The following is a 20071-nucleotide window of genomic DNA, read 5'->3' as shown; positions in this document are numbered from 1 at the left end:
AGTCGGGCAATTTGCATAGAAACGCATCACGTGCAATCGGCGGCGATGTGAATGGTCAAGACAAACGCTCAAACTATCGGCACTGACGCCCTGGGGCTGGCGCTGCTGACCCCAGATGAGATGGGTCGTGCCGACCGCCTGGCGGTGGAGCGCGGCACGCCGAGCCTTACCCTGATGGAGAACGCGGGCCGGGGCGTCGCCCGCGAGGCGCGCAACCTGCTCGGAGCCGGGCGGCGGGTCGTCGTGCTCTGCGGTCCGGGCAACAACGGTGGCGATGGGTTCGTCGCGGCACGCTACCTGGCGGAGGGCGGGGCCGAGGTGCACGTCGCGCTGCTCGGCGAGCGCGCTGCGCTAGAGGGCGACGCGGCGGTCATGGCGCAGCGCTGGGGTGGCGATGTCGCCCCTCTGGCACCGGCGGCGATCAACGGGGCGGACGTCGTCGTCGACGCGATGTTCGGGGCGGGCCTTACGCGGCCACTGTCCGGCGTCGCAGCCGAAGTGGTGGAAGCGCTCAACGCCTCAACGGTGCCGGTTCTCGCCGTCGATGTGCCGAGCGGCCTCGACGGCGGCACAGGGCAGGCGCGAGGCCCCGTCGTTGAAGCCACCCGCACGGTAACGTTCTTCCGCCGCAAGCCCGGACACCTGCTCATGCCGGGACGCGCGTTGTGCGGACCGGTGGTCGTCGACGACATCGGCATCCCCGACGGCGTGCTGGCCGACATCGGCGTGCAGGCCTGGGCGAACGCGCCGGCATTGTGGAGCACAGCGTTTCCATGGCCACGCCTCGATGGCCACAAGTATAGCCGCGGACATGCGCTGGTGGTGTCGGGGCCGGCGGCACACACAGGCGCGGCGCGGCTCGGTGCGCGTGGGGCGTTGCGCGTCGGGGCCGGACTGGTCACGGTGGCGAGCCCGCCGGATGCGATCCCGGTCAATGCCGCGCAACTCACCGCCATCATGCTGATGGCGTTCGACGGCGCGGCCGGCCTCGGGCACATCCTCGAGGACAAGCGAAAGAACGCGGTGCTGCTCGGCCCGGCGCTGGGCGTCGGGCCGCCGACAAGGCAACTCGTGGGTACGGCTCTCGCCTCGGGAGCGGCGACGGTGCTCGATGCCGACGCGCTCACCTCGTTCGCGGACGCGCCCGACGTCCTGTTCGCAGCCGTTGCCAGCGATGCTGCCCGGTCTATCGTCATGACCCCACACGACGGCGAGTTCGCGCGGCTGTTTCCCGGGAGCGCTGCTGGGTGCAAGCTGGCGCGGGCACGCGACGCGGCGCGCCGATCGGGCGCTATCGTCGTGCTCAAGGGACCGGACACGGTCGTTGCCGCGCCGGACGGGCGTGCAGCGATCAACGACAACGCGCCGCCGTGGCTAGCCACGGCGGGTGCGGGCGACGTTCTGGGCGGCTTCGTCGCCGGTCTGCTCGCCCAGGGAATGCCGGCATTCGCTGCCGCCTGCGCGGCCGTCTGGCTGCACGGGGCGGCGGCTGCCGCATTCGGCCCAGGCTTGATTGCCGAGGACCTCCCCGAGACCCTCCCCAAGGTGCTGCGTGCGCTTTCCGGCCCTGATCCGAGGTAACGATTCGGCGCCACAATCGCTGGCTAATGCCCTATGCTGGATTCGTAGCGGCGAAGCTCTGCGCCGCGGTCAACGCAACCTGCGCGAGACGTCGATGTTTCGACCTGTTTTCCTGGTCATGGCGCTCATTCCCCTGTTCGCGGGCGGAGCCGTCGCGGCACCGGCCGATGCGGCGCTCAAGGCGCAGGACGCCGCGACCGCGCTGGTGCGGGGCGACGCCAACCAGGCGGTGACGAGCTACACCGAGGCACTGAAGGATCCGGCGCTGCCGAACGACCGCCGCGCCACCATTTTGAACGACCGTGCCGTCGCCTATGCGCGCATAGGCCAGACCAAGCTCGCCATCGACGATTTCAATCGCGCTGCGCAGCTCTTCCCGGAGTATGCGGCGATCTACAACAATCGCGGCAACCTGCTACTGGCGCTCGGCTACCCCGACGAGGCGATCAAGGACTTCAATCGCGCCATCGTGCTGGCGCCCGGCTACGCCGCGGCGCTGTCGAACCGTGCCGGCGCCTTCGCTAAGGTGGGCCACAACGATCAGGCGATCCGCGACTACACCGCTTCCGTCCGGCTCATGCCGCAGGCGGCGGCGCCGCTCGCCGGGCGCGGTCGCGTGCATCTAGCGACGGGCCGGCCGCATGCCGCTATCCGCGATTTCTCGCGCGCCGTGACAGCCGACCCGCGCTTCGCCACGGCCTACCGCAGCCGGGCGGAAGCCAAGCTCGACATCATGCGTGCGCCCGACGCGATCGAGGACCTTTCGCGCGCCATCGCCTTCGACGCCAATAACCCCGAACTTTATCTGCTGCGCGGCCAGGCCTACCTTGCCGCAGACAACGTCGGTGCCGCGCTCAAGGACCTGACGCAGGTGGTGACGCTCGATCCCAATTCGGCGCGCGGCTATGCGGCCCGCGGGCTCGCCGGCGGCGTCGCACAGAACTATGAGGAGGCGTTCGCCGACCTCAATCGCGCCATCGAGCTCGATCCGCGCTCGGGGACCGCCTTCGCGTACCGCGCCGTCATCTACAAGATGAGCGGCCAGACGGACGTGGGCGTAAAGGACGCCGAGACGGCGGAGAAGCTCGATCCGGACGGCGCCGAGGTGCTGTGGGCGAAGGCCGAAATCGAAGAGGCGCAGGGGCGGACGGAGCAGGCGATCGCCGATTTCAAGAAAGCGATAGCCCTGCAGCCGCGCCTGAAGCTCGCTGCCGACGGTTTGCAGCGCGTCGGCGGCGACACGTCGGGCACCGAGGATCGCGAGATACCGGGAGCCGGTATCGACAACTGGCGGGTGGTGCAGCAGGGCACGCGCTATTACGCGGTGAGCGACCAGTTCCGCCGCCTGCGCATTCCGCTGGAGATGGCCGGAGACGGGCAGCCGCGGCTCATGGAGTGGCTCGTGAAGGAGCCGCCCCTGCGCGGTATCGCCACGCTGCGCTTCACCGGTGGCGTCGTGGCCGGCGAGAAGGGACCCGAGGAAGTCGAGCAGGTAGCCATCCTCGACCTCGACAACAATTCGGTCGTCGGCATCGAGCCGCATCGCGAGGGCCAGAAGGTCGCCACCTGGACCTGGCAGGACGATAGGGTCGTCGTGGCGAGCGTCGACGGCGCGACCGACGAGTTCATCTTGCGGGCCGGACAGGCGCGGGGCGCCGATCCGCGCCGCTACACCAGCAGCGAGCCTGGCGGGTGGGCACCCTGGAACCAGCTGAATTCGGGCTTCCAAGAGGAGCGCCGCCCCCGCAAGCGCAAGCCCAAGACCATCTTCCAGCTTCTATTCAACTGAGGCGCCGTCCGGTGCTGCCCTAGCGCTACACGCCGAGCGAGAAATCGGCCAAGGCGGGGAGAGAGGCGCGTTCGCGGTTGCGCGTGCAGCTGCCGGAATGGGAAGCTTGCGGACGAGTTGCTACGGCGTACCCACACATTTAGCTAAAGCAGCACGTCCGTTAAGCTTTCCGCATCGTTCACCAAATAATATGGTGGCATAGAGCCGAGTTGGGACACGGGGGTTTTTAGAGCGATGCGTTCGGTTGTGGCGTTGTGCGCGGTGTTAGCCGCTGTTCTCGTTGCTTCGCCCGCCCTGGCGGAAAAGCCGCTGGTGGTGGCTGCCACCGACCCGGCCGCCCAGGCGCCAGGCCTCTCCGGTCCGCAAGCCTCGGACGCGGCCCTGCCGCCGGCCATCGGGGCACCCGCTCAAGCCGAGCAGGCTGCGCCGCTTGCACCGCCGGAGCCGACCCTTTTCGCCAACATCGACCTCACCTCCCAAACGATGACCGTCTCCGACAAGAACGGGGCCATCGCCAGCTGGAAGATCTCGTCCGCCCGCGGCGGCTATCGCACGCCGACCGGCACCTACACGCCGCACTACACGTCGCGTATGCACTACTCCAAGCAGTACCACTTCTCGCCGATGCCCTATTCGGTGTTCTTCAACGAGGGCGTCGCGGTGCACGGCACCGGCGACCTGCGCAACCTTGGGCGCCCCGCTTCCCATGGGTGCGTGCGCTCGCATCCCAAGAACGCGAAAGTCTTCTACGACCTCGTGCAGAAGCACGGCATGCAGATGACCCGTGTCACGGTATCCGGCAAACCGCCGTATTCGCCGGCCGTTGCCGACGGTCCGCGCCGCCGCCGCTACGCGCAGCCGGCGTACCAGCCTTTCAACGGCTTCTTCGGCTACCAGCAGGCCTACCAGCCGAAGGTCAAGAAGGCGAAGAAGAAGCAGTACGGCGGCTCGTACAACACCTGGTGAGTCACTTGGTGACGCGCCTAGGCATCGTGCTCAAAACGGATTCCAGGTCGCCTGCGGCGTAAAGCGGATGTAGCCGATGTTGGCGCCGAGGCGGAGGCCCAGTCCGGTGCGGATCGGCGCCATCATGACCGGACCGCCCTTCAGGAAGGTGATGCCGACGCCGCCGATGAAGTAGGCAGAGCCGTCGACGCCAGTGAACGTCCGCAGGAGCTGCTGCGGCTCGCGCAGGCGATAGATCAGGAACATCGTCCGCGAGCCCGAGGCACCAAAGTCGAGGCCGGCCGACGGCCCGTGCCAGTAGACCTTTCCGCTGCCGCCGGAGCGCAGGTAGAGCGTGCCGCTGCCGTACCGTAGGCCGGCGAGGAAGGCGCCGCCGCCCTCGGTGCCGAGCACGTAGCCGTCGGGACGTCCAGCGCTCGAGAATGCGTACTCGATGACGCTGCCGAGCTCCGTCGAGATGGTGCCGAAGAAGCCGCGCGAGATTTCGCGGATCTCATCGATGTTGTAGCCGTCCTCTTCGGGAGGCAGCGGCTCGAGCATGGCCACCGAGGGGCCCGGCTGCATGGTCGGAACCTCCAGCTCGACACTCCTGCCCGGATCCGGCTTGGTCTGCGTCGACCAACTTTGCGCGGACTTGGCGACCGGCTTGGGCGGCGTCGCGTCGGCTTGCGGCGCGGGAGACTTGGTGGCGACCTTCGCCTCGGGGGTATCTTTGCCGCCGTCCGCCGTGGCCTGCTTCTTCGCCAGCGCTACATCCTTGCCGTCGATCGCGGCATCGAGCTTGGCAAGCGTATAGCTCGACTTCGCCTTCATCACCGCAAGCAGCTCGAGCCCTGCCGCTTCCAGCTCGGCGAGCTTGCTGCAGTCGGGCTCGCCCTTCTCCGGCGGCCTGCCGAGGGTGTCGATCTTGACGATGAGGTTCTCGGCGTCCTCGTCGAGCTTCGCGGTGCGCTCACCGCGCACGGCGCCCAGCGACTTCTCTTCGTCCCAACCCTTCTTTTCCTTGAGCTGCTTGAGCTTGTCCTGCAGCTTCGGCAACGCCTCGGAATTGAATGCGCGCAGCTGCGCGCCGGATTTGTCGACCGCGGCGGCAAATTGCTCAGGCGTGCATGAGGCGGCGCGAGCCATGCCCGGTGCGGCGAGAACGGCGAGGACCGCCACAACGGCGGAACGAATGGATCGACGCATCATCAATGCTTTAACCTATCACCCTCGGGCAGCCAAATTTGCTGCCCGAGCGCGAAGGAACAAAGCGATGCGGCGGTTTATTGACCGCTGATGGTCTTGACGACGGAATTCAGCGGCCGGTCGGACAGGGCCGTCGGCATGCCCTGCATGTCCTTCGCCACCATTTCGTCGAACTCGGGCAGCGTCTGGATAGGCGTTTTGGCCGTCATATGCACGACCTTGTAGCCGCCAGCCTTGAGCTGCTTGAGTAGCGCCGGCATCGCCGCCGCCGTATGCGGCTGGATGTCGTGCATCAGGACGATGCCTTTGCCGCGCTTGTCGAGGTTGGCCATGATGCGCTTCACCAGCGCGTCGGGCTTACCGCCCTTGAAGTCGAAGCTGTCGATGTCGGTGGAGAACACCGCAACGTTGCGATCGGCGAGATACTTCAGCGTCTCGGGCGAGTGGCGCAGGAACGGGAAGCGGAAGAACGGCGCGGTGCCTGAGCCGACGGCGCGATGGATGACGCTGAACGATTTCTCGATGTCGGCCTTCGCGTCATCGAACGGCAGCTTCGACAGATCCTTGTGGTCCATCGTGTGGGCGCCGACCGTATGTCCGGCCTTGGCGACCTCGTGCAGGATGTCGGGATAGCCGGCGGCGACCTTGCCGACGGAGAAGAAGATCGCCTTGGTGCACTCGGCGTTGAGCGCGGCGAGGACGGCGGTCGTGCGATTGGGCAGTGGGCCGTCGTCGAACGTCAGCACGACCTCCTTCGGATTGAGGAAGTCGTACATCTTGTAGTGCTGGAAGCCGAAGCCCGGACCGCCCGTGGTGTCGATCTCGACGACGCGCGAGACGCCGAGCGGATTGGGATTGCCGGGGCAGTCGGTTACCTTGGCGGCTGGTGCGGACGGACCCATCTGCGGCTGCGGGACGGCAGCCGGTGTAGCTGCGGCCGGCGCCTCAGCGGCCGGCGGCGGTCCATTTTGAGTTGGGCCCATCGGCGCATCTTGCGCGATGGCTACCGCGTGCGCGGAGCACAGGGCGGCGGCGGCGAAGAAGGCCTTGGTTATGATCGTGCGCATCGGAACCTCCCCGAGGTTGCTCGCAGGCTTATTGCTTGATTCCCCTCATTGTGCGGAGATTTGCGTGCGAGGTGCAAGTTGTTTGCGGGAGGAATTTTGCGTCATGCAACCGATTTCGCCCCGGGTGTGATCGGGCGCGCCGCGTGCCTTAATTTTCGCCCTTCGCCTGCAACTTGGCGCGGAAGCGCGCGCTGTCGACGATGATGCGCGTGTGCCGTCCGCGGCCAATCAATTCGCGTTCGTCGCGGGCGGTGACGTCGAACACGAGTTTGCGGCCGTCGCGCTCGACGAGCTCGGCGCTCGCCGTCACCTTGAGGCCGACCGGGGTGGCCGCGATATGCTCAACATCGATGTGTATGCCGAGCGTCTCCTGTCCGGCGCCGATCCTCTCCTCGACGCAGGCGACGGCTGCCGCTTCGAGCAGCGCGACCAGGGCGGGGGTGGCGAAAACGGGCGCGCGCCCGCTGCCGAGCCGCGGCGCGGTCTGCGCCTCGGTCACGATCAACGACACGCTGCCGGTGCACCCGGGCTCAAGGCGCGTTTGGTCGTCCGCATTGGAGGTCATGAAGCCATCCGTCGAAGCTCTACGCTTCGACTATAGCGGCGCGGCGACGGGACCGCTCGCATCGGCGAGCTGCTCGAGCTCGTCGAAGCTCTTCAGGCGAAGACCCTTCGGTGTCGCCTCGACGAGGTCGCGCCGCTCGAGCTCCTTGAGGCAGTCGGCCAGCTCATCGACGCTCACGTTGAGATAGCCGGCAACGACGCCGCAGGTGAGGGAGTCGGAGATCAGCGTGGGGTCGCGGCCCTCGTAGGCGTTGCAACGCGACAGCGTAACGAACAGCGCCGCGATGCGCTCGACGGGGCTGGTCCGACCGGCCTGGCTCTGGGATTCCCGAAGGAATGCCACTTCGCGCTCGATCGCGGCGGTGAGGCGCGAGGTTATGCGCGGTGTCTTTTCCAACACCAGCTGGACGGCGGCGCGTGGCACGCAGCCGACCTGCGTCTCGACCGCCGCCTGGGCGGCGGAGACGTGATGGTCCAGGTAGCCGAGGCCGATGATGTCGCCGGGGAACGCGAACTCGAGCACGTCGTGCGAGCCGTCGCTGCGCACCTTGAAGAGGCAAATGGAGCCTTGTTCGACCCGATACACGTGGGTGCGGGCATCGCCTTCGCGGAACAGCATCTCGCCGGCTGCGAGACGCCGGTAGATATCCGCTCCCGTCGCCGCATCCTGGGACGAAGTGCGCGACGCTAAATTCGGAGGATCCAAAAGGGTGAGCATGGCTGACGCGCTCGATACATGTGCAATGCCTTCACCATATGTGGCAGCATTGCAACGAACAAGCGGAATTTTGTGGGCAAGCGTGCTTTTGCGCTGGACAATGACAGATCTGGCGAGTGGCGCCCGGCAAGGTTCTCTGGGAGAAGCTTCGCTTTGCCGATGTTGTCTATCCTGACCCCGGGCAAAAAAAGAAAACTGGACGGCACCGCGTGCCGCCCAGCGAAAGATCAAGCGCTATCACAAACCCCAGCGGGCGCTGAAATAGCGTCAGTGCGGCAGCTTGCAGGCGTAGGACGTCGCGGCGCACTCGACACCGAAAATGCCGGTCGATGTGCAGCCCTGCAGTTTAGCTTCCCCGATCACCGTCCACCCGCGGTTCGAGGCCACGTTCACCGCCCCCTGGGTGGCCATCAGCGAGGCAATGCTCTCGGTCAGCCCGCTGCCGACGGCGCGGAAACCGCGGCAGTCCTTGGCGCCGGGCGGCACGGCGGGAGCCGCCATCGCTATGGCCGGAGCGAGCGCGAACAGGCCGGCAGCGGCCAGCGCGAGGACACACGATCTCGACTTGGACATTTACCCCTCCAATGCATGCACTGAGGCACTCGGCCCTAGCGGCCGTAAGCTGCTCCCGCGGCGAGGCGATCTCAAGACGGATACGGTCCGCCGTCTGTGGATTATGCGCGAAGTGTGGCCGCCTAGTTGCGATCCAGAAACGGCTGGCCCGGAGGCATTTACCTCGTGGGCCATTCCCGCTCGGAACTGTCACCAAGCTGGCTTAATCGTGACGCCAGTATCGGCGGCGCCGGCTAGCAGGGATCAGACCGTGGAAGATACGTCTCGCGTACTCATCATCCGAGAAGACACCTTCCTCAAAGGTGAGATCCGCAACGGCGGCCGTATCGAGGTCTTCGGCTATGTCGAAGGCGATATCGCCGGCGACCTGCTCGTCGTCCAGCCGGGCGGGCGCTGCTTCGGCAAGGTGAAGGTCGACGCGGCCGACGTGCGGGGTCAGCTGCAGGGCGACATTCACGTCCGCCAGCTCATCAATATTCGCGGCACCGGCGAGGTCACCGGCAACGTGAAGTACGGCAAGCTGTCGATGGAGTTGGGCGGCGTCCTGTCGGCCGAGATGCGCAACATCCCGCCGTCGATCTCCGGCGACCTCGACCTGTCGGTCGACAAGGGCAAGGCGGTGCGCATCACCCCGCAAGATCTTTCCGCCATCGATCCCGACGATGTCGCCGAGCTGCTCACCTTCACCGTGTCGCAGGTGCGGAACGGCTTCGTCACGCTCGCCACCGATCCGGCGCGGCCGGTCGAGGTGTTCACCCAGGCCGATCTCGAGCAGGGGACCGTATTGTTCCGTCACGACGGCACGGACGAACCGCGCGCGAGCTTCGCCGTCGTCGTCGCCGATCGCGCGGGCGCGACCTCGGGCGCGGCGCAGACGGTCAACGTCGCCGTTCGCTCGCACGCCTGATCTCAGGCGGCGCTAAGCCTTAGGCGTCCGTCCTGCCGAAGCGCTTGCGCAGCGCCGTCTTGGCCTTCTCGAGCGCGACGCGGTCGCTGTCGGACAGATTCTTGCCGGCGCGATTGATGTAGAAGTCGAGCATCGACATGGCCGTGCGGTAGGCGTCGTGCGTGCCCCGCTTGGGGTCCTCGGCCGAGTGCTGCAGGGCGGCGGCGATGACATCGGGATCCGCCGACTTGAATATCCCAGGAGGCAGGGCGAACGGATGGTCGTGCTCCGTGACTTCCTTCGACCACTTGTCTGGCTTTTGCGGCATGGCAACCTCGCTGGTAATGCCGCCCGACCCAATCAAACGAATTGAAATAGCCCGTAACCCGGCTAATGCGCATTTTGCGCAAATGCCAGATGGGCTAGGGTGGCGCCGCAAATCGGGGGAAGGGAAATGCGCGCGTTCCGGGCCGTGATGGCCATCCTGCTGTTCATCTGCCTGCTGCCGTTGATGAGCATGGCGGTGGCCGAGTTCGTCGCCCAGGTCAACGGCTGCAAGCTCGACCTGACCGGCGCGCACCCGTGCATCGTCGGTGGCCGCGACATCGGTCACGACCTGCTGACACTCGGGATGATGGGCTACTTCCTGTTCGCCACCATGCCGGCGGTGGCCGGCATCGTCGTTCTGTGGGTGCTGGTCGAGCTGATCGCCTTCGTCCGCCGACGCGCTGCCTAACTACTTGCAGCGCAGGAAATCGCGCGGGCCGCCGCTGTCGGTGAAGGTCAGCGTGTCGCCGGAAACGGTCAGCGTGAAGTCGTAGGGCGTGGCGCTGCCCTCGACCATGCAATCGGACGTGACCTTCCAGTCGCTGTCCTTCTGCTGGACGGACTTGAACGTGCAGTGGCTCTCGTGCTGGTCGTAGCGGTCCTTCGTGATGACGATGGGTGCGTTCTCCGTCTCCTGGCCGGCCCTACAGTTGACGGGATCGAGCGACCAGGTGCCGATGAAGGGCGGATCGTCGGCGCGGGCTGCGGCGAAGCTGGCAAGCGCTAGGCAGGCAGCCGCAGAGTAGGTGAGGAGCGTGCGTCGCATTTTCATCCGATCCCAATTTTGAGCACCCGCACGCAAGCCGTTCACGGCGCGAGTGTCAAGCGCCGCTCCCGCGCTCACGTCTCGAGGCGCTTGCCGAGCTTGCCGGCCAGATGCTGCGTGAATTGCCAGGCGACGCGCCCAGAGCGCGAGCCGCGCGTGACGCTCCATTCAAGCGCCTCGCGCACCAACTCGTCGTCAGCAATCTTCAGCCCGAAGTGCTTGGCATAGCCGCGCACCATGTCGAGATAGTCGTCCTGGCTGCAGTTGTGAAACCCGAGCCACAAGCCGAAGCGGTCGGACAACGAAACCTTCTCTTCCACCGCCTCGGAGGGATTGATGGCGGTGGACCGCTCGTTCTCGACCATCTCGCGCGGCATCAGATGCCGGCGGTTCGATGTTGCATAGAAGATGACGTTCTCTGGACGCCCCTCGATGCCGCCTTCGAGCACGGCCTTCAGCGATTTGTAGCTGGTGTCGTCTTTGTCGAAGGAGAGGTCATCGCAGAAGACGATGAACCGATGCGGGCTCGCGCGCATCGCAGCCAGGCAGCGCGGCAGCGAGGCGATGTCCTCGCGATGGATCTCGACCAGCTTGAGGTCGACGCCGGCGGCCCGCAGCTCCTTGGCGAGGCGGGAGCGCACGTCGGCGTGGACGGCCTTTACCAAAGACGATTTGCCCATGCCGCGCGCGCCCCAGAGAAGCGCGTTGTTGGCCGGCAGGCGGCGGGCGAACTGCTCGGTGTTCTGGGACAGCTGCGGCGCGACGCCTTCCAGGCCGCGGAGCAGGCGAAGTGGCACACGGTTGACGTGCGGGACAGGCTCGAAACGCTCCTCGTCGGCGTGCCAGACGAACGCCTCGGCAGCCTCGAAATCAGGGCGCCCCGGGGCCGGGCCGGCGAGCCGCTCCAGCGCGGCGGCCAAGCGCTCGAGGCGCTGCGTCAGGGCGGCTTCGTCGTTCATCATCGGCTCGCGATTTTTCGGCACCTGCGCGCTTTTTACTTGCGGTGGCAGGGCGGCTGCTTCTATAGCGCCGCCAAGCGCTAAGTCATCCTAATTGTGCGGCAGCGCACCATTGGGCTCGCAGTTGCAAAGACGCCGCTGAGCACTATAGTCACGGCGCTTTTCAATCACAGCAAGTGCGCATGGCTGCGCTCGCGCAGACTTGGCACGCTGTTGCCTGATATCCGCAAGGGGACGGAAGCATGTTCATCACGCCAGCATTTGCCCAGGCTCCGGGTGCAGACCCGTTCGGCGGCGTGGGAGGACTGCTGTTCCCAATGCTGGTCATGATCATCATCTTCTACTTCTTGGTGATCCGACCACAGCAGCAACGTGCCAAGGCGCACCGCGAACTGGTCAATCAGGTTCGCCGCGGCGACACGGTCATTACTTCGGGCGGATTCATCGGCAAGGTGACGAAGGCCTCCGATGCCTCCGACGAGGTCGAGGTCGAGCTTTCGGATACCATGCGCGTGCGCGTTTTGAAGTCGACCCTCATCGACGTGCGCGGCAAGGGCGAAGCGGCCAAGGAGACGACGTGAGGCGCCTCGCGCTCCGCGGTCACACGGCAAACGGGATCGGTTGACAGATGCTGCACTTCGAACGCTGGAAGATCATCGCCGTCGTCCTCGTCTGTCTGGCGGGCGTCCTGTTCACGGTGCCGAACTTCTTCTCCAAGCAGACCGTTGACAGCTGGCCCGGCTGGCTGCCGCACCGGCAGCTCCCGCTTGGCCTCGACCTGCAGGGCGGCGCGCATCTCCTGCTCGCCATGGATACCAAGGAGCTGGAGAAGGATTGGCTCACGACGCTGCGCGACGACACGCGCCGGCAGCTGCGCGAGGCGAAGGTCGGCTTCACCGGCCTCGGCGTCGTCGGCAACTCGGTGCAGGTGAAGATCACCAAGCCGGAGGAGATGGACAAGGCGACCGAGGCGGTCAAGAAGCTCGTCACGCCGATCGGCAATGCCATCCTCGGCTCGGGCGGCAACGACATCACTGTCGCCTCGTCGGGGGATACGATCACCGTCACCCCGACGCAGCAGGGCATGCAGCACCGCGTGTCGAGCGCCGCCAGCGCCGCCATCGAGACGGTCAATCGCCGCGTCAACGCCATGGGCACGTCGGAATCGACGGTCGTGCGCCAGGGCACCGACCGCATCCTCGTGCAGTTCCCCGGCTTGCAGGACACCAAGCAGCTCAAGGACCTGATCGGCCAGACGGCGAAGCTGACCTTCCATTCGGTGCATCCCGATATCTCGGCCGAGGAAGCCAAGCAGACGCGCACCCCGGTCGGCTACAAGGTGTACCCGTCGACCGAGGCCGATGGGCGCAGCTACGTGCTGCAGGAGACGCCGGTCGTCTCCGGCGAGGACCTCGTCGATGCGCAACCGGGCTTTGACCAGCGCACCAACGAGCCGATCATCTCGTTCCGCTTCAATCAGTCGGGCGCACGCAAGTTCGGCACCTTCACCAAGGACAACGTCGGCTCGCCGTTCGCCATCGTGCTCGACAACAAGGTGCTGTCGGCCCCGGTCATCCGCGAGCCCATCCTGGGCGGCTCCGGCCAGATCTCCGGCAGCTTCACGGTCGACAGCGCCAGCACCCTCGCCGTGCAGCTGCGCTCCGGTGCGCTGCCGACCAAGCTCACGATCGTCGAAGAGCGCACCGTCGGCCCGTCGCTCGGCGCCGACTCCATCGAAGCGGGCAAACTTGCCGGTCTGGTCGGCTGCCTGGCCACTGCCGTGCTCACCATCGTCGCCTACGGCACGTTCGGCGTGTTCGCAGTTATCGGCCTCATCGTGCACGGCTTCCTCATCATCGCCTTGATGACGATCCTCGGCACGACGCTCACGCTGCCCGGCATCGCCGGCTTCGTGTTGACCATCGGCATGGCCGTCGACGCCAACGTGCTCATCTATGAGCGCATCCGCGAAGAGCTGCGTAGCGGCAAGTCGCCAATCGCCGCCATCGACCAGGGCTTCCAGCGCGCCTGGATCACCATTCTCGACAGCCAGCTGACGACGCTGGCCGCCGCGCTCATCATGTTCTGGCTCGGCTCCGGCCCCATCCGTGGCTTCGCCGTCACCCTTACCATCGGCATTCTGACGTCGGTGTTCGCCGCCGTCACCGTAACGCGCTTGCTCGTGTCGCTCTGGCTGAAGAGCAAAGGCAAGAGCCGCATTGTCGAAGTGCCGGTCTAAAGAGGCTAGCGATGTTCTTCCCCGTTCCCGACTTCAAGGGCTTCGACTTCTTCCCGCACAATCTGCGGATCCCTTTCATGCGCTACAAGGGGCTGTGCTTCACGCTGTCCTTGATCTTCATGGCGGCGTCGCTCGGTCTCTACTTCACCAAGGGGCTGAACTACGGCGTCGACTTCATCGGCGGCTCGCTGATCGAGGTGCAGCACAAGAACGGACCGGCCGACCTCTCCGAGATGCGCGAGAAGCTGAACGCACTCGGCATCGGCTCGGTGCAGATCCAGAGCTTCGGCGCCGATACGGACGTGCTCATCCGCGTCGAGCAGCAGAAGGGCGGCGAGGGCGAGCAGCAGGCGGCGATGAAGAAGGTCGTCGACACCCTGGGGCCGGAGTACACGCAGCGGCGCATCGAGGTGGTCGGCCCGGCCGTGTCGAGCGAGCTACGGCGCACCGGCCTCATTGCCGTGTTCGCCTCGCTGATTGCCATCATCATCTACGTGTGGTTCCGCTTCGAATGGCAGTTTGCGCTCGGCACCGTGGTGGCGCTGTTGCACGACGTGCTAGTGACGGTCGGCCTATTCTCGCTGTTGGGGCTGGAGTTCGACCTGTCGATCGTTGCGTCGCTGCTCACAATTCTCGGCTATTCGGTGAACGACTCCGTCGTCGTGTCGGACCGCATTCGCGAGAACTTGCGCAAGTACAAGCGCATGGACCTTACCGAGCTCTTGAACGTCTCCATCAACGAGACGCTGTCGCGCACCATCCTGACCGGCATGACCGCCATCGCCGGCATTCTGGCGCTACTCATTTTCGGCGGCGAGGTGATCCGCAACTTCTCCTTTGCCATGCTGTTCGGCATCTTGATCGGCACGTACTCGTCGATCTTCATCGCCGCTCCGATGCTCGGCTTCCTCGGCGTGAAGCGCGATACGATCGGCAGCGCCCCGAAGGTCGAGGCGGCGCCGGTGATCGCTCCGGCGACCTCCGCCGGTGCCGACCGCGCTAAGGCGGCAGCGGCTGGTCGGCCGCGGCGCTGACGAACGTGGCGGGCGCACCATGCCGTCCGTCAAAGCCTACTATCCGGGCCGCGCGCCGATCGACGCCTATGGCAACGGCGGCTTCCGCTTCGCTGACATGAGCCACCGCGGCTCGCTCATTATCGTGCCGAGCGGCATCTACGGGTGGGATGTCACCGCGCTCGACGAGCTGACGCCGGAACGCTGCCAGCTGTTCATCGACGAGCTGAAGCGGCCGTCGTTCGTCCTGCTGGGCACGGGGCTCGAGCATCGCGTGCCGCCGGCATCCGTCGCCAAAGTCTTCGCCGACGCCGGGATCGGGCTCGAGCCGATGAGCACTGGCGCGGCCGCGCGCACGTATAATGTGCTGCTGGCGGAGGGGCGCGATTTCGGCGCCGGGCTGATCGCCGTCGATTGAGGCCGTATGGTTGCGAAGGACGCCAGCCTGCCTAACGCCGCCATCGTGCGCGATGAGGCGCGCGACCTCGACCATGACCGCTATCTCGCCGCGCTGCTCGCTCCCGCACCGGCGCGCGACGCACTGATGACCGTCGCCGCCTTCCACGGCGAGATCGCGCGCATCCCGACAAGCGTGCGCGAGCCGGCGATGGGCGCGATCCGCCTGCACTGGTGGCGCGACACGCTTGGCGGGGAAAAGACGGCGGAGGCAACGGGGTCGCCGGTCGCCGACCGACTGCGCTACGCCATCGAGAGCGGCGCGCTACCCATCGGCGACATCTTGTCGATCGTCGATGCATACGAGACGCTGCTGCAACCGGGCGCACTCGCCGACGCTGCCGCGCTCGACGCTTTCCTCGATGCGAGCCAGGGTGCGGCGTTTCGACTTTCTGCCCGCATTCTAGGCGTCGAGGAGGCAAACGCGCGCGGGATCATCGGCGCCGCCGCGCAAGCTTACGGGCGGGTACAGTTGTTGCGCGCTCTGCCGCTATTGCTGGCCAAAGGGCACGATCCACTTGCGCGGGAGCCCGTGCAGGATTGGGCGCCGGTCGTGCAACCGATCCTGGCCAGAACGCGCCAAAGCCTCGGCGAGGTGCGCCGCTTAATGTCGGTTGCGTCGCTAACTCTGCGGACCGCGATCCTGCCCGTTGCCCTCGTTGAGCCCTATTTGGCGGCTTTGGAGAGGCTTGGTTCCAGGATAGCGTCGGAGCAAGCAGGGATATCGCCGTTGTCGCGCGTGTGGCGGATCTACTTTGCGAGGCGCCGCGGACGCCTCTAGCGAGGCGAGGGGAGCAGCAGATGTCGCGAACGGCAGCCCACCTCACGGTGCTGCTGGTATTGGCGGGGGTGCTGAGCTCATCGGGCTTGGCGCAGGTTGCGCCGCTGCCCGTGCCGAAGATCACCTGGCACGTCGAGAACTCGTTCCGCTTCTTCTCCGATGCCGCCGACACCGAGGTGCATCGCGCCACGTTTTTGGCGCTGCCGCCCGAGGACCAGCTGCAGCATCCGATCCTCGCCGCCGAACAGGCGCTGAGCGCCCGCCACGAGAATGGCTGGGCGGAGACGATGTTCCGCGACACCTGCTGGGATGCGCGCAACAACCGCTTCGACTGCAAGGACGGCAGCGACTACATCAATCCGAAGTCGCATCGCGTCGCCTTCAAGATCGGCAATGTCGATGAGGCGGCTGGCCTCTCGTGCACGTGGCTGACGGCACCGCTCGGCGGAGAGTTGCGCGGCGACGTCGTCACCCAGCCGTGCAGCGAGGAAGCGCACTTCAAAATTGCCTATCCAGCCGGCGCGACGGTTTCGGTGGAGATCGGCGGCCGCGAGGTGGCGAGCGAAAAAGTCCAAGTCAAGGACCTGCTGATCGTCGGCATGGGCGACAGCTTCGCCTCGGGCGAAGGCAACCCCGACGTCCCGGTGCGCTTCTCGCGCGATCGAACCGCCGACTACGGCGAACGCTCGGGCAAGGTCGATCTCACAGGCTATCCGGCGCGCATCGGCCCCTGGAAGACGATCGGCGACAAGGCCTTCATCCAGGAGAACGCGCGCTGGTCCGACCAGGGCTGCCATCGCTCGCTCTATTCGCACCAGGTGCGCGCGGCGCTGCAGCTTTCCATCGAGGACGACCATCGCGCCGTCACCTATGTCGGCGTCGCTTGCTCGGGGTCGGAGGTCACCTTCGGTCTCTTCCTGAAATATGCCGGCAACGAGTGGGTGCCCAATCCAAGCGACATGTCGCAGATCTCGGCGATCGCCTCGGCGCAGTGCGACAAGAACGAGGCGCCGTACCAGGATCTCCCCGAGGCCTACCACATGGACGGGACGATCCCGGAGCTGAAGGGCGGGCTGACGTTGCGCAAGTGCGATCCGATCAACTCGCGCTCGATCGATCTCATGCTCGTGTCGGTCGGCGGCAACGACGTGGGCTTCTCCCGCTTGCTCGCCAACGCGGTGCTGTCGGATGAATCGACGCTGCGCAAGCTCGGCGGCTGGTTCGGCCAGGTGCACAGCCTCGACGACGCGAGCATCGGTCTCGAAGCGCTGATCCTGCGCTACAAGTCGCTCAATCGTGCGATTCACTACCTGCTGCACATTCCCTGGGAGCAGTCAGACCGGGTGCTGCTTACGGCGTATCCCGGACTGGCGCTGCAGGGCGACGGCACGAGCACCTGCCCTGATGGCGTCGCGGGCATGGACGTGTTGCCCGACTTCGCCTTGAGCGAGCAGAAGCTCCGCGTCGGCACGTGGATCGCCGACAAGCTCAATACGTCGATGAAGGGAGCCGCCGAGCACTATCAATGGACGTTCGTCGACGGCCATCGACGCGACTTCGTCGGCCGCGGCATTTGTGCGGGCACGACGTACGACGGGGCCGACATTGCCGACGACCTGCGTCTGCCGCGCAAGACCGAGCAAGGGTGGCGCCCCTTCAACCCGGCGGACTTCAAGGCGTATGCCTCGCGCCAGCGCTGGTTCCGCACGCCGAACGACGCGTTCATGACCGGCAACTTTCATGTGGCCGCGTCGCTCTTGCAGAAGGTGTTGAAGCTCGACGCGTTCGCCTGGTTCCAGCTGGTGCTGGCGGCGACGTATTCGGGTGCGTTCCACCCGACGGCCGAGGGCCAAGCGGCCATTGCCGACGCGGTCGTGCACCAGGCACGTGGCGTGCTGGCGAAGTACGGGCAGGGGCCCGAGCAGCAACCGCAGGCGGCGCAGGGCAGCATAACGCCGACCAGCGCCACCGGCCTGCAGTAAACCTTGCTTCCGCTCAGCCGCGCCCTCCGCTCATGGCGACGGCATCCTCGATGCTCGAGGCGTAGCGCACCAGGGGCTTGCGCAGGCCGGCGGCGAGCAGCGTGCGGCGCACGTTGCGGCGCGCCGACGTGAAATAGACCGCGGTGCCGGCACGGCGCAATTTGTGCACGAAACCTTCCAGCGCATTGGCCGCGGTGCTGTCGACGAGAGGCACCTCGGCGAAATCCAGAATGAATGTCTTGGGGTGAGCGCCGATGCGGTCGAGTGCGCTGCTGACGGCTGCCGTGGCGCCGAAGAAGAACGCACCCGAGATGCGATAGACGGCGATGTCGCCGTTGTATGCGTCCGGCCGGTACGTGGTGCGCCCGCCGCCGCGTCCGTCGGCCGTATCCTCGACGACTAGCGGGACGCCGCCCTCGATCTCGACGCTCTCTGCCATGCGGTGCAAGAACAGGAAGGCGCCGAGCGTTACGCCGACGCCTATGGCGACGGTGAGGTCGGTGAAGATGGTCAGGAGGAATGTCGCCATGAGCACAGTCGCATCACCCCACGAGGCGCGCAGTAGACTGGCGAACTCTTCCTTCTCGATCATGTTCCAGGCGACTACGGCGAGCACGCCGCCAAGGCTAGCAAGCGGAATGTAGGCAGCGAGCGGTGCCGCCAGGAGCATGAATAGGAGGATATAGCCCGCATGCAACATGCCCGAAATCGGGCTGCGCGCGCCGGCGCGGATGTTGGTCGCGGTGCGCGCGATGGTGCCGGTGACGCACATGCCGCCGAAGGTCACCGCCGCCATGTTGGCGGCACCCTGGGCCACGAGCTCGCAGTTAGAGCGGTGTTTGCGTCCGCTCATGCCGTCGGCGACCACGGCCGACAACAGGCTCTCGATGGCACCGAGCAGGGCGATGGCGACGGCATCGGGAAACACCGCGGCGAGCTTGGCGAGGTCGAAAGCCGGGAGCGACGGCGCAGGCAGCGTGCGCGGCACGCCGCCGAACCGAGAGCCGATAGTCGTCACGTCGAGCTGCAGCAGCCAGGCGATCACCGTCGTTGCCGCCACGGCGATGAGCAGCCCGGGCCACTTGGGACGCACGCGGCGAAGGCCGAGAATGGTGGCGATGGCGAGGAGCGAGAGCGCCACGGTTGCAGGCCTGAAGGCGCCGACGCTCTCCCAGAGGGCTCGCACCTTGGGCAGCAGCGCCGCCGGCTCGTTCGCCATGTCGAGGCCGAGCAACTCTTTCAGCTGGCTCGCCAGAATGATGACGGCGATGCCGGCGGTGAAGCCTACAGTTACGGGGAAGGGAATGTACTTGATGTATGTGCCCAGCCGCAGGAACCCCGCGGCCATCATCATCGCGCCTGCCATGAGCGTGGCGAGCACAAGCCCGTCGTAGCCTTGGCGTTCGACGACCGAGGCGATAAGCACGATGAACGCGCCCGCCGGCCCACCGATCTGGAAGCGGCTGCCGCCGAGCGCGGAGATGAGGAAGCCGCCGACGATGGCGGTGAATAAGCCCTTGTCGGGCGAGAGCCCTGAGCCGATGGCAATGGCCATCGACAGCGGCAGCGCCACGATGGCGACAGTAAGCCCGGCGATGGCGTCGGCCCTGAAGTCGGCGCCGGTGTAGCCGTCGCGCAGGATCGTGACCAGCTTGGGGGTGAACAGCTCCGCAAACGTCGGCTCGGGGCGCCTCAAGGGGCTCCGCGCGGTCGTCTCCATATGCTCCCTCTCCTTGGTCCAAGGAGCGGCGGGATCGCCGGCCGTGCATTAGGCGGTCGCCGTCGCGGTAAGTGTATCGATGCGCCCACTATGGCTTCTCCCGTGCCAGTCGCCGTGGCGTGCGGCCAGTGGTCATTCGGCGCGCTGTCTTGCTTGTCCGGCTGGTCTTGAAGCGCACGCCGCGTCCATCACCAGTGCTGGGTGCTCCCTCGGCAATCAGCTCGACGCCGGCGCGCTCGAAAGCGGTGACGACCTTGGTCAAGGTGTCGATTACGCCACGTACGTTGCCCTCGCTCGCCTCCATGCGCTGGATGGTCGGCAACGACACGCCGGCGAGATCGGCCAGACTCTGCTGGTCGATCCCGAGCAAGGCGCGACCTGCGCGCATCTGCGCCGCGGTGATCATGCGATCTACTGTGTCTTGGTTATGCGTAGAGCCTAATGTCTGATGTCTGATGCATCAAGATGGGCGCTTGCCGCATGACCGGACAAATGC

At 66.2% G+C, this 20071-nt stretch carries 21 protein-coding genes; 11 read left to right on the top strand and 10 right to left on the bottom strand.

The window, feature by feature from the left end; all coding sequences use genetic code 11:
• The first annotated feature begins 51 nt into the window (after positions 1-51).
• From GIW81_RS04940 to GIW81_RS04930, 3 genes are all read left to right on the top strand, one after another.
• Positions 52-1581 (top strand): NAD(P)H-hydrate dehydratase, encoded by a 1530-nt coding sequence (locus GIW81_RS04940; RefSeq protein WP_154738197.1) that lies wholly within the window; start codon positions 52-54, stop codon positions 1579-1581.
• Positions 1582-1675: 94 nt separating this feature from the next.
• The gene (locus tag GIW81_RS04935; RefSeq protein ID WP_154738196.1) at positions 1676-3370 is read left to right on the top strand and encodes a tetratricopeptide repeat protein; all 1695 of its coding nucleotides are present in this window, start codon (positions 1676-1678) and stop codon (positions 3368-3370) included.
• A gap of 234 nt (positions 3371-3604) precedes the next feature.
• Complete coding sequence (locus tag GIW81_RS04930) at positions 3605-4336, top strand: L,D-transpeptidase (RefSeq protein ID WP_195930388.1); 732 nt, start codon at positions 3605-3607, stop codon at positions 4334-4336.
• 30 nt (positions 4337-4366) lie between these two features.
• On the opposite strand, the gene GIW81_RS04925 is transcribed toward GIW81_RS04930, so the two are convergent.
• The 5 genes from GIW81_RS04925 to GIW81_RS04905 all read right to left on the bottom strand — a co-directional run bounded on the left by GIW81_RS04925 (position 4367) and on the right by GIW81_RS04905 (position 8446).
• Entirely contained in the window at positions 4367-5524 is a 1158-nt protein-coding gene (locus GIW81_RS04925) for a DUF1134 domain-containing protein (RefSeq protein WP_154738195.1), read from the bottom strand.
• Between the two features lie 77 nt (positions 5525-5601).
• On the bottom strand, positions 5602-6591 hold the full coding sequence (locus GIW81_RS04920) for a polysaccharide deacetylase family protein (RefSeq protein ID WP_154738194.1): 990 nt from the start codon (positions 6589-6591) through the stop codon (positions 5602-5604).
• Positions 6592-6739: 148 nt separating this feature from the next.
• The gene (locus tag GIW81_RS04915; protein ID WP_324615000.1) at positions 6740-7090 is read right to left on the bottom strand and encodes a thioesterase family protein; all 351 of its coding nucleotides are present in this window, start codon (positions 7088-7090) and stop codon (positions 6740-6742) included.
• Between the two features lie 96 nt (positions 7091-7186).
• Complete coding sequence (locus GIW81_RS04910; protein ID WP_154738192.1) at positions 7187-7873, bottom strand: Crp/Fnr family transcriptional regulator; 687 nt, start codon at positions 7871-7873, stop codon at positions 7187-7189.
• A gap of 267 nt (positions 7874-8140) precedes the next feature.
• Positions 8141-8446 (bottom strand): hypothetical protein, encoded by a 306-nt coding sequence (locus tag GIW81_RS04905; RefSeq protein WP_154738191.1) that lies wholly within the window; start codon positions 8444-8446, stop codon positions 8141-8143.
• 250 nt (positions 8447-8696) lie between these two features.
• On the opposite strand from GIW81_RS04905, the gene GIW81_RS04900 reads away from it, so the two are divergent.
• Positions 8697-9353, top strand: a complete 657-nt coding sequence (locus tag GIW81_RS04900) for a polymer-forming cytoskeletal protein (protein ID WP_324614893.1) — start codon at positions 8697-8699, stop codon at positions 9351-9353.
• A gap of 19 nt (positions 9354-9372) precedes the next feature.
• Here the strand turns inward: GIW81_RS04900 and GIW81_RS04895 are convergent, their stop codons facing one another.
• Complete coding sequence (locus GIW81_RS04895) at positions 9373-9660, bottom strand: DUF3175 domain-containing protein (RefSeq protein ID WP_154738190.1); 288 nt, start codon at positions 9658-9660, stop codon at positions 9373-9375.
• 126 nt (positions 9661-9786) lie between these two features.
• Here GIW81_RS04895 and GIW81_RS04890 point away from each other — a divergent pair, with 126 nt between their 5' ends.
• Positions 9787-10068 (top strand): hypothetical protein, encoded by a 282-nt coding sequence (locus tag GIW81_RS04890; RefSeq protein WP_154738189.1) that lies wholly within the window; start codon positions 9787-9789, stop codon positions 10066-10068.
• Here GIW81_RS04890 and GIW81_RS04885 read toward each other — a convergent pair whose 3' ends face one another.
• Both GIW81_RS04885 and GIW81_RS04880 read right to left on the bottom strand, forming a co-directional pair.
• A complete protein-coding gene (locus GIW81_RS04885; RefSeq protein WP_154738188.1) occupies positions 10069-10425 on the bottom strand; it encodes a hypothetical protein in 357 nt (118 codons plus the stop codon).
• Positions 10426-10499: 74 nt separating this feature from the next.
• Entirely contained in the window at positions 10500-11384 is an 885-nt protein-coding gene (locus GIW81_RS04880) for an ATP-binding protein (protein ID WP_154738187.1), read from the bottom strand.
• Between the two features lie 242 nt (positions 11385-11626).
• On the opposite strand from GIW81_RS04880, the gene yajC reads away from it, so the two are divergent.
• From yajC to GIW81_RS04850, 6 genes are read left to right on the top strand one after another with little or no spacing between them, the layout of a single operon-like run.
• Positions 11627-11965 carry a preprotein translocase subunit YajC gene (yajC, locus tag GIW81_RS04875; RefSeq protein ID WP_154738186.1) on the top strand — a complete coding sequence of 113 codons (339 nt, stop codon included), beginning with the start codon at positions 11627-11629 and terminating at the stop codon, positions 11963-11965.
• Between the two features lie 47 nt (positions 11966-12012).
• Positions 12013-13623, top strand: coding sequence for a protein translocase subunit SecD (gene secD, locus GIW81_RS04870; RefSeq protein WP_154738185.1), 1611 nt, complete (start codon positions 12013-12015; stop codon positions 13621-13623).
• A gap of 11 nt (positions 13624-13634) precedes the next feature.
• Positions 13635-14657 (top strand): protein translocase subunit SecF, encoded by a 1023-nt coding sequence (secF, locus tag GIW81_RS04865; RefSeq protein WP_154738184.1) that lies wholly within the window; start codon positions 13635-13637, stop codon positions 14655-14657.
• A 19-nt stretch (positions 14658-14676) separates the two neighbouring features.
• The gene (locus tag GIW81_RS04860; RefSeq protein WP_154738183.1) at positions 14677-15054 is read left to right on the top strand and encodes an Mth938-like domain-containing protein; all 378 of its coding nucleotides are present in this window, start codon (positions 14677-14679) and stop codon (positions 15052-15054) included.
• Positions 15055-15060: 6 nt separating this feature from the next.
• Positions 15061-15873, top strand: coding sequence for a squalene/phytoene synthase family protein (locus tag GIW81_RS04855; protein WP_154738182.1), 813 nt, complete (start codon positions 15061-15063; stop codon positions 15871-15873).
• 20 nt (positions 15874-15893) lie between these two features.
• Complete coding sequence (locus tag GIW81_RS04850; RefSeq protein ID WP_154738181.1) at positions 15894-17855, top strand: SGNH/GDSL hydrolase family protein; 1962 nt, start codon at positions 15894-15896, stop codon at positions 17853-17855.
• Positions 17856-17868: 13 nt separating this feature from the next.
• Here GIW81_RS04850 and GIW81_RS04845 read toward each other — a convergent pair whose 3' ends face one another.
• On the bottom strand, positions 17869-19575 hold the full coding sequence (locus GIW81_RS04845) for a SulP family inorganic anion transporter (protein WP_154738180.1): 1707 nt from the start codon (positions 19573-19575) through the stop codon (positions 17869-17871).
• Positions 19576-19663: 88 nt separating this feature from the next.
• A complete protein-coding gene (locus GIW81_RS04840) occupies positions 19664-19981 on the bottom strand; it encodes a helix-turn-helix domain-containing protein (protein ID WP_154738179.1) in 318 nt (105 codons plus the stop codon).
• Between the last annotated feature and the right edge of the window lie 90 nt (positions 19982-20071).

Origin of the sequence: Hyphomicrobium album, assembly GCF_009708035.1 — a bacterium.
Lineage (GTDB): Bacteria > Pseudomonadota > Alphaproteobacteria > Rhizobiales > Hyphomicrobiaceae > Hyphomicrobium_A > Hyphomicrobium_A album.
This window is presented reverse-complemented; position numbering and strand designations above follow the sequence as displayed.

Excerpts from the sequence above, each read along its gene's own strand:
- yajC (WP_154738186.1), top strand. The coding sequence starts at position 11,627 with ATGTTCATCACGCCAGCATTTGCCCAGGCTCCGGGTGCAGACCCGTTC.
- GIW81_RS04905 (WP_154738191.1), bottom strand. The coding sequence starts at position 8,446 with ATGTCCAAGTCGAGATCGTGTGTCCTCGCGCTGGCCGCTGCCGGCCTG.
- GIW81_RS04930 (WP_195930388.1), top strand. The coding sequence starts at position 3,605 with ATGCGTTCGGTTGTGGCGTTGTGCGCGGTGTTAGCCGCTGTTCTCGTT.
- GIW81_RS04840 (WP_154738179.1), bottom strand. The coding sequence starts at position 19,981 with ATGATCACCGCGGCGCAGATGCGCGCAGGTCGCGCCTTGCTCGGGATC.
- secD (WP_154738185.1), top strand. The coding sequence starts at position 12,013 with ATGCTGCACTTCGAACGCTGGAAGATCATCGCCGTCGTCCTCGTCTGT.
- GIW81_RS04855 (WP_154738182.1), top strand. The coding sequence starts at position 15,061 with ATGGTTGCGAAGGACGCCAGCCTGCCTAACGCCGCCATCGTGCGCGAT.
- secF (WP_154738184.1), top strand. The coding sequence starts at position 13,635 with ATGTTCTTCCCCGTTCCCGACTTCAAGGGCTTCGACTTCTTCCCGCAC.
- GIW81_RS04890 (WP_154738189.1), top strand. The coding sequence starts at position 9,787 with ATGCGCGCGTTCCGGGCCGTGATGGCCATCCTGCTGTTCATCTGCCTG.
- GIW81_RS04910 (WP_154738192.1), bottom strand. The coding sequence starts at position 7,873 with ATGCTCACCCTTTTGGATCCTCCGAATTTAGCGTCGCGCACTTCGTCC.
- GIW81_RS04880 (WP_154738187.1), bottom strand. The coding sequence starts at position 11,384 with ATGAACGACGAAGCCGCCCTGACGCAGCGCCTCGAGCGCTTGGCCGCC.
- GIW81_RS04920 (WP_154738194.1), bottom strand. The coding sequence starts at position 6,591 with ATGCGCACGATCATAACCAAGGCCTTCTTCGCCGCCGCCGCCCTGTGC.
- GIW81_RS04925 (WP_154738195.1), bottom strand. The coding sequence starts at position 5,524 with ATGCGTCGATCCATTCGTTCCGCCGTTGTGGCGGTCCTCGCCGTTCTC.
- GIW81_RS04935 (WP_154738196.1), top strand. The coding sequence starts at position 1,676 with ATGTTTCGACCTGTTTTCCTGGTCATGGCGCTCATTCCCCTGTTCGCG.
- GIW81_RS04860 (WP_154738183.1), top strand. The coding sequence starts at position 14,677 with ATGCCGTCCGTCAAAGCCTACTATCCGGGCCGCGCGCCGATCGACGCC.
- GIW81_RS04850 (WP_154738181.1), top strand. The coding sequence starts at position 15,894 with ATGTCGCGAACGGCAGCCCACCTCACGGTGCTGCTGGTATTGGCGGGG.
- GIW81_RS04895 (WP_154738190.1), bottom strand. The coding sequence starts at position 9,660 with ATGCCGCAAAAGCCAGACAAGTGGTCGAAGGAAGTCACGGAGCACGAC.
- GIW81_RS04885 (WP_154738188.1), bottom strand. The coding sequence starts at position 10,425 with ATGCGACGCACGCTCCTCACCTACTCTGCGGCTGCCTGCCTAGCGCTT.
- GIW81_RS04845 (WP_154738180.1), bottom strand. The coding sequence starts at position 19,575 with ATGGAGACGACCGCGCGGAGCCCCTTGAGGCGCCCCGAGCCGACGTTT.
- GIW81_RS04940 (WP_154738197.1), top strand. The coding sequence starts at position 52 with ATGGTCAAGACAAACGCTCAAACTATCGGCACTGACGCCCTGGGGCTG.